Raw genomic sequence first — 7,351 nt, 5'->3', positions numbered from 1 at the left:
CCTAACTATGGGACAGCAGTGGCACTAAGCTGCTTTTTTAAACGGAGAGAGGTCGAAGACCTTGCGTTAGTCGTACATCGCCTGCATCGACTCTTGTGTCCACTCTAGGCTCGCTTTATAAGCTGTTTCGTACAAAGTTCCGTCAAGATCTGAGGGGAGAAGATCCCAATCGCCGTTCTCATAATTGACTACATTGCGTAATACTTGCCCCATTTCGCCCTGTCCTAAGCTTACTGCATTTTTAATATCATCACCTAATGGCACTTGCTCTAGCATGCTCTCACGCTCAATATCGAGTAAAGCATGAAGCCCTGACATCATGCCTGCCATAAAGTAACTGCCGTAGTTGCTAAGTTTTTGTGCTTGAGCGATCTCTTCACACATGCGTCCACGTATTAGTAAGCTTCTTGATAGCTCTTCGGGCTTGTCTTGGTTGGAAGACATGGCAATCAAAGTTGCCCATTTTTTAACCTGCTCTAAGCCAAGTAGAACGATCGCTTCTGCTACAGATTCAACTTGGCGTACCAGGCTATATCCTGCCGAGTTGACGATACGTAATAACTTATAAGTTAGCGCCGGGTCTCGAATAATCAGTTCTTCAAGTTTTTCAGGTGTTGCTTGTGAACTTTGGAGTTCTTGGATAAGTTGCATCAGAGCAACTTGGCTGCCTTGGATTTTCTTTCCTTTAACCACTTTAGGTTTACTAAGGAAATGACCTTGGAAAAGCTTAAACCCTAGATCGACACAAGCTTCTAGCTGATCATGGGTTTCAATCTTTTCTGCTAGCAGTGTAACTTTGTGCTTTTTAAGCTCATTTACCTGCTTAGCGACTTCTTCCATTCCAAGCTCGAGTACATCGACTTTAACGATATGAGCTAGTTTTAAAAGGGCGTCATACTTAGGGGCGTAGACAAAATCGTCCATGGCGATACGATAGCCGTCAGCATGAAGTTTAGTGACTGCTTTAATCACATCCTCATCGGGTTCAATGTCTTCAAGTATCTCAAGCACGATGTGCTTTTTAGATACTTCAGGAAGCTGCTGCTCGACTAAAATATCACGAGTTAAGTTGATAAACGCAGGGACACGCTTTAATTCACCTGAATCAGAGATGCTTGTATAAGCATTTAGAATGACTTCACTTGTGGCTTCAGAGTTAGAAAAAAGGGCATGACCTTGAGCATCTTCTGTACGGTAAAGTAGCTCGTATGCGACAACCTTTTGATTCCGATCGAAAATAGGTTGGCGAGCCATCAATACTTGAGAGTTCTCTGAATTATCCATATGCGCTAGGGGTTCCCTAATCTAAAAAGCAGAATAAAGGTAAGTCTATCTCCCAAAGAGGCAAGGTAAAAGCGGATATAGACTTATTTACCGATAAAAATTGGATTTGTATCAAGCAATCGAACATTAGAACCTGCCATGCAGTATAATACTGAACTTTAATATTTTCAGGCATATTTTGAAGGTTGTTCGATGAGTATAAATTGGTTTCCGGGCCACATGCATAAAGCGCGGAAAGAGATCGCAAAAGTTATGGACGAAGTAGACGTGATTATCGAGGTAATTGATGCACGTTTGCCGCAATCCAGCGAAAATCCGCTAGTGGATACTCTTCGTAAAGGTAAGCCAAAGCTTAAAATACTGAACAAAAGTGATCTGGCTGATGATGAAAGAACTCAACAGTGGCTTGAGTATTTTAATAGTTTGCCTGAAACCCGTGCGATATCGCTTGAGCAATCACAGAAGAAGGTGATTAACCAGATTGCGGATATCTGTAAGCAGATGGTACCTTCGCGTTCCAATGCAGAGCGCCCTGTGCGAACAATGATTTTGGGAATTCCCAATGTCGGGAAATCCACACTGATTAATGCGCTGTTGGGACGAAAAATTGCCAAAGTAGGTAACGAACCGGCGGTGACTAAAACTCAGAAACGGTTCACCACCCATAATGGCATGGTGCTGTCAGATACACCTGGTTTTTTATGGCCTAAAATTGAAGATATAGATTCTGGTTATCGCCTAGCGGCCAGTGGCGCAATCAAAGATACGGCGATTGAACATGAAGACGTGGCTATCTTTGCTGCGGGCTTTATGAGAACCGATTATCCCGAACGCCTTATTGAACGCTTTAAGTTTAAAGCGATGCCGGAAATAGCAGAGGAAGTGCTAGACGAGATAGGCCGTCGACGTGGTTGTTTAAGACCCGGTGGTATTATTGATCGAAATAAAGCGTCTACACTCTTGCTGAATGAAATACGTTCAGGAAAATTAGGAAAAATTAGTTTCGAAACAGTGGGCGAGTGGGCTGAAAAACGCCGTCTTGCAGAACTGGAAAGAATTGAACAAGAAAGATTGGCCGCTGAAGAAGCCGCCGAAAGTAAAGGTAGATCGTAAAATGGCACGTATTAAAAAAAGCCGTAAGGCAACAGGTTTTATTGATAACTCAGGACCGAGTCGCTCAGAGAAGTTGGCTGATCCAGATAGCTATGAAAGCCGTCGTCGTAAAGCGCAAGCAGAAAAGAAGAAAAATGCTTCAGTGTATGAGAAACAGCGTCAAAATAGTGATAATTCTGATGATAATCAGCCAGCAGAGCGCAAAACGCGTTTAGCCGATAAAATAAAGAAGTTGAATGAAGAGAAGCAACGCGACTCAGAATAGAGATTAAAGAGTAGTCTTTAAAGAGCCGTCGCTAAGTCGCTCTGAAATCATACTTAAAAAGCCGAAACAAATGTTTCGGCTTTTTTGTCTTCGTATCTTATGGTTTAAACTAGCTCAGAGAGAGTAGCTAAGAAGAATGCCGCTCAGGCATTTTGTTGGCGAAGTTCACTCTCGAACTTATCATAAAAATCCTGGCGCACTAGGTTAGTTCTATCCCAACCATCCATAGCCACAGAAAATTCAAGTGCGCTTCTTAGTTCTTTTAAGAGTTGCTGCCAGCCAGTGCTTGACCATTGCTCTTCAGGGGGGAGGGCTTCTTTTGTGTTCTGGCCATTTATTTCAAGGCCGTATGTAGCGACATGCATATGAAACTGCATAATCATTTTTTCACCTTCGGCCATGCCTTCTGTCGCTTTTTCCCATGCTTGGTGAACAGAATCAGGAGCGTTGATAGGAGGGAAGGTCACCATTTTGGCCTTGCCGATCTCAACAATTCCATCATTGTTTATATCAACCATGCCGGTATGGTCAGGTTGAGCTAAGAGATTAGCGGCACCCTCGGTGCTGAGTGAGTTAACGTCGATAGGATCAGCCAGCCCGGTTGCTTTTTGCAAGAGCTTCATCTCATCCTGAGACATTGAGGATAGAACCTGCTTGGCTGATTTATCATTATCCAGCTGATGATTTGCGGCATCAAGTAAGTCAGAAAATAGATCAACTTGCTCTGATGAAAGCCCTCTAAGTTGGAGAAGGTTTGTAGATTCAGTCGTTAATCCTAAAGGTGACAACATACTTGATACTCAAAAAAATGTGGAACTAAGGATCAAAGCAAATATCGGACCAAAGCAATTTATTAACCTTAGGCCAATCAATATGGGGTGGGTGAGGAAAGGAGGTACTTGTTTTTATGTTTCTCCGCTAAAAAAGCGGCCAGCGATTGCCGGCAAAGCAGTAAAGAAAAGGTTCAGATGGCAATGTCATAACGATAAGAAGAATGTCATAACGATAAAAAAAGGAAGTGTGGAAAACGTAAATTTAAAGAGTCCTAGCCAATGAACTAGTTATCTATTCTGGAATCTATCAATGACAGCTAATGGTGGCTGCATTAGAATTTTGATAGTTGATAATATTGAACAATAGAGAATGATCTTCTACGTTTAGTGACAGGGCCAAAGCTCGACACTGTAACGCTGCAAGGGAAAGTGGCATTTAAGTAGAGGAGAAGAGCATATGTCTCATTCACCTATTCATCGTGCTGCTGACGCACCGGTAAAGGTCAATTTAGAAGAAGGGCAGATCTACGCATGGTGTGCGTGTGGTCGCTCGGCTGAACAGCCATTTTGCGATGGTTCTCACCAAGGTACAGGGTTAGACCCCATTGTATTTACAGCAGAAAAAGACGAAGAGGTCTGGCTCTGTATGTGTAAGCAGAGCTCAATGCCGCCTCTTTGTGATGGCAGTCATAAAAAGTAACATCAGCTATCATAGCACCACTTAAAAAACACAACGTAGCAACTCTTAGGCTGTGATAATATAGCGCGCTTTAATTCTCCCTGATTTTCAGTTCAAAGCCTTATTTAGGAGTTAGCGTGTTGCAGTATGATGTCGTAATTATTGGTGCCGGAGCCTCAGGCCTTATGTGTGCAGCGACTGCAGGCTATCGTGGTCGCTCTGTACTTGTCATCGAGCATACTGCTAAGATTGGACGTAAAATTCTGATGTCCGGTGGTGGGCGTTGTAACTTTACCAACATCCATAACACACCGGCTAACTTCATCTCGCAAAACCCTCACTTCTGTAAATCAGCGTTGAGCCGTTATAAAGCACAAGACTTTATCGATCTGGTTGACCGTCACGGTGTGGAATATCACGAGAAGACCTTAGGCCAACTGTTCTGTAATGAATCCAGTAAAGAGATTCTTAGAGTCTTAATGACCGAATGCGAATGGGCCGGGGTAGAGATCAAAACCGATACCGCTGTGCAAAAGGTGAAGCAAGCAGACCCGCAAAAAGGTCAGGGCGGTTACCAGTTAGAAACCTCAATGGGCAAAATCAAAACCGACTCTGTTGTCATTGCCACCGGTGGTTTATCAATTCCAAATGGTGGTGCTACCAGCTTCGCTTATGACATTGCAGCACAATACGCATTAACTGTGTTACCTAGAACGGCGGCACTGGTTCCGTTTACGCTGCAACCTAAAGACAAAGACATTCTTAAAGAGCTATCCGGCGTTTCCCATCTGATTAAGGCGAGCGTCGGAAACACAAGCTTTGTCGAGATGATGCTATTTACCCATCGTGGCTTAAGTGGTCCCGCTATTTTACAGATCTCCAACTACTGGCAGCCCGGTGGTGATGTAGAGCTGAACCTTTTTCCTGAAATGGATCTGTTAGTTTGGCTAAAAGAGCAACGCGAAGCGCGGCCAAAAGCGGAAGTTACTACTATCATGGCGCAGCAAATGAGCAAGCGTATGTCGCAAATTCTCTGTGCCAAATTTGGCTTAGAAGGCGTGATGGGTGGGTTCTCCAATAAACAGCTAGAAGCGATTAACGAAGCTTTTTGTCACTGGAAAATCAAACCTTCAGGTACCGAAGGCTACCGCACTGCAGAAGTCACACTCGGTGGAATCGATACCAACGAGATCAACCAAAAATCCATGGAAGCTAAAAAAGCTCCGGGTTTGTACTTTATTGGTGAATGCTTAGATGTAACCGGACACTTAGGCGGCCACAACTTCCAATGGGCATGGGCGTCAGGGTTTGCGGCGGGGCAGGTGGTTTAGCTGTATTAGGGCGTTAAAATGAAGACTGTTCCTCAGTCACTCTATTGAATTCAGTGTTTAGGCGCGCCATCTTTGTTAGAGCATTTGTTGCTTAATGTCTTTAGGGCTGCCACATTAATCCGCGCGCGATTGATAATCGTTTTGTGGTAGATACCTAACAAGCGTGATCTCTAAGTACAACAAACATTTTAGTGTGCGAAAGGTCGGTGCTGGCAACTTATTTTGGTATTCGGCGGAAGCATGATGCATCAAAAGGGTGCTGATATCCGCTATGTTCAGGATATGTTTACTTATGCACGGATCTCTACTACACAGATCTATCCCCATGTATCAATCAACAAACTTCGTGAAGTTTATGCGGAACGCATCCTGCCGCACTAGGGGTGAAAGGGGCTGCATGAATAGATCTCCGAGTCTAACTATATTACTGAGCCACTGCTTTTAAATCTGGTGGTGGGTCAGCATAGCTTAGTAATTTTGAGGTTATAGATCTTTTTTGTAGCGATCTGCTACGGTTATGTGAAGTTAATAAAACGATAGAGTAAATGACATGGCAAAGGCACATTCCCCATTGCGTTTAGACGCCGGCTTGGTTGAGCAAGCCAAACTGTCAGGAAAGCACCTCCATCGTTCGACTGCGGAGCAGATCGAGTATTGGGCGGACATTGGACGAAGCGTATCTAAAGTCATTACACCAGAGACTTTATTACAGCTCTATGCAGGATTGGTAAAACTTAAAGTTGAGCCGGTAGTTGGTCCAAGCGTAGATCCTGATAGCCTCTTTGATTCTTTGGAAGATGATCGAGCAACAGGGAGTCTTCAAGAGAATATAACGTCTAGCTCATTAAGGTATCAGGCTTCGACCCAATATCTAGGAATGCTAGAGCAAATTTCTTCGGATGGTACGGTAACTGTAGGTCAGTTTGAAAATGGTCAATTTAAGCCGTCATCCGGAGCGGTGAATGGGTAGTGCAAAACAACTTTGGATGCTTGTTGGCGGAAATGGTGCGGGTAAGAGTACGTTTTATCGCAAATACCTAGAGCGTAGAGGAATGCCGTTTGTGAATGCCAATGTACTGGCAAAACAGGTCTTTCCAGATGATCCTGAAGGTAATAGCTATGAGGCAGCTCAATTAGCTACGCAAATGCGTGAACAGCTACTGATCGATGGCGCCATTTTTTGTTTTGAAACCGTTTTTTCCCATCCGTCTAAAATTGACTTTATAGCGAAGGCAAAAGCTTTTGGTTATCAAGTAGTTTTAGTGTTTATCCATGTTGATAATATTTCATTGAATAAGGCGCGTATATCTCAACGTGTAGAAGAAGGGGGGCACTTTGTTCCTGATAAAAAGGTCGAGACCCCTATTCCGAGAACTCTGGAAAATATCCGAAATGTACTTCCTTTATGTGACCATGTAAGGTTTTTGGACAACTCCAGCTACGAAGACCCATTCCAACAAGTGGTGACTATCCGAAATCAAACCACCACGGAGCACATGCAGCCACTACCTACTTGGGCTGCGGACTTGTTACACGTTTAACCCTGTATTCTCAGCGTTCCCTTCGCTAATCAGTTTAGCTCATAAACTCAACGCATCTAATGAACGGGCGGTTTTATGATCCGGCCTTGGGTGGGTTCCTTAGGGAAGATGCGATTAAGTCCCTCCACATGAGATAATTCAGGCTAATCAATACCTGAAGAGATCGAACATGGAGCAGCAATTATCCTTTGCCGATAGTGAGTATCAGCACAAACACCGTCATCGATCGATTTCCCGTAGTGAAGCTCGGTCATATTAAGACTGTTGAGAGGCTTGAGCCGTATGAGGGGTGACTCTCAAGTACGGTTCTTAGGGGAGGGTGGTGTGGTAACACACTGTCTTTACCCGACTGAAAACTCACAGAG

Annotated in this window: 9 protein-coding genes; 7 read left to right on the top strand and 2 right to left on the bottom strand. The window is 43.9% G+C overall.

Translation table 11 applies throughout. The features are described 5' to 3' along the window. Positions 1 to 66: 66 nt before the first annotated feature. Entirely contained in the window at positions 67 to 1,284 is a 1,218-nt protein-coding gene (locus tag B4K11_RS12590) for an EAL and HDOD domain-containing protein (RefSeq protein WP_292950514.1), read from the bottom strand. Between the two features lie 192 nt (positions 1,285 to 1,476). On the opposite strand from B4K11_RS12590, the gene ylqF reads away from it, so the two are divergent. Beyond that, complete coding sequence (gene ylqF, locus B4K11_RS12585) at positions 1,477 to 2,397, top strand: ribosome biogenesis GTPase YlqF (protein WP_292950515.1); 921 nt, start codon at positions 1,477 to 1,479, stop codon at positions 2,395 to 2,397. A 1-nt stretch (position 2,398) separates the two neighbouring features. Further along, on the top strand, positions 2,399 to 2,662 hold the full coding sequence (locus B4K11_RS12580) for a hypothetical protein (protein WP_292950516.1): 264 nt from the start codon (positions 2,399 to 2,401) through the stop codon (positions 2,660 to 2,662). 143 nt (positions 2,663 to 2,805) lie between these two features. Here B4K11_RS12580 and B4K11_RS12575 read toward each other — a convergent pair whose 3' ends face one another. Continuing rightward, positions 2,806 to 3,453: a hypothetical protein gene (locus tag B4K11_RS12575; RefSeq protein WP_292950517.1), complete on the bottom strand. Its 648-nt coding sequence runs from the start codon at positions 3,451 to 3,453 to the stop codon at positions 2,806 to 2,808. 439 nt (positions 3,454 to 3,892) lie between these two features. On the opposite strand from B4K11_RS12575, the gene B4K11_RS12570 reads away from it, so the two are divergent. The 5 genes from B4K11_RS12570 to B4K11_RS12550 all read left to right on the top strand — a co-directional run bounded on the left by B4K11_RS12570 (position 3,893) and on the right by B4K11_RS12550 (position 6,986). Further along, positions 3,893 to 4,135, top strand: a complete 243-nt coding sequence (locus tag B4K11_RS12570) for a CDGSH iron-sulfur domain-containing protein (RefSeq protein ID WP_292950518.1) — start codon at positions 3,893 to 3,895, stop codon at positions 4,133 to 4,135. A 116-nt stretch (positions 4,136 to 4,251) separates the two neighbouring features. Beyond that, positions 4,252 to 5,445, top strand: coding sequence for an NAD(P)/FAD-dependent oxidoreductase (locus B4K11_RS12565; protein ID WP_292950519.1), 1,194 nt, complete (start codon positions 4,252 to 4,254; stop codon positions 5,443 to 5,445). 240 nt (positions 5,446 to 5,685) lie between these two features. After that, positions 5,686 to 5,826: a hypothetical protein gene (locus B4K11_RS12560; RefSeq protein ID WP_292950520.1), complete on the top strand. Its 141-nt coding sequence runs from the start codon at positions 5,686 to 5,688 to the stop codon at positions 5,824 to 5,826. Between the two features lie 169 nt (positions 5,827 to 5,995). Next, positions 5,996 to 6,415: a TA system antitoxin ParD family protein gene (locus tag B4K11_RS12555; RefSeq protein ID WP_292950521.1), complete on the top strand. Its 420-nt coding sequence runs from the start codon at positions 5,996 to 5,998 to the stop codon at positions 6,413 to 6,415. Then, positions 6,408 to 6,986 carry an AAA family ATPase gene (locus B4K11_RS12550; protein WP_292950522.1) on the top strand — a complete coding sequence of 193 codons (579 nt, stop codon included), beginning with the start codon at positions 6,408 to 6,410 and terminating at the stop codon, positions 6,984 to 6,986. Before B4K11_RS12555 ends, B4K11_RS12550 begins: the two co-directional genes overlap by 8 nt. Positions 6,987 to 7,351: the final 365 nt, after the last annotated feature.

The sequence above is a fragment of the Neptuniibacter sp. UBA6509 genome (assembly GCA_002435145.1).
Taxonomy (GTDB): domain Bacteria; phylum Pseudomonadota; class Gammaproteobacteria; order Pseudomonadales; family Balneatricaceae; genus Neptuniibacter.
This window is presented reverse-complemented; position numbering and strand designations above follow the sequence as displayed.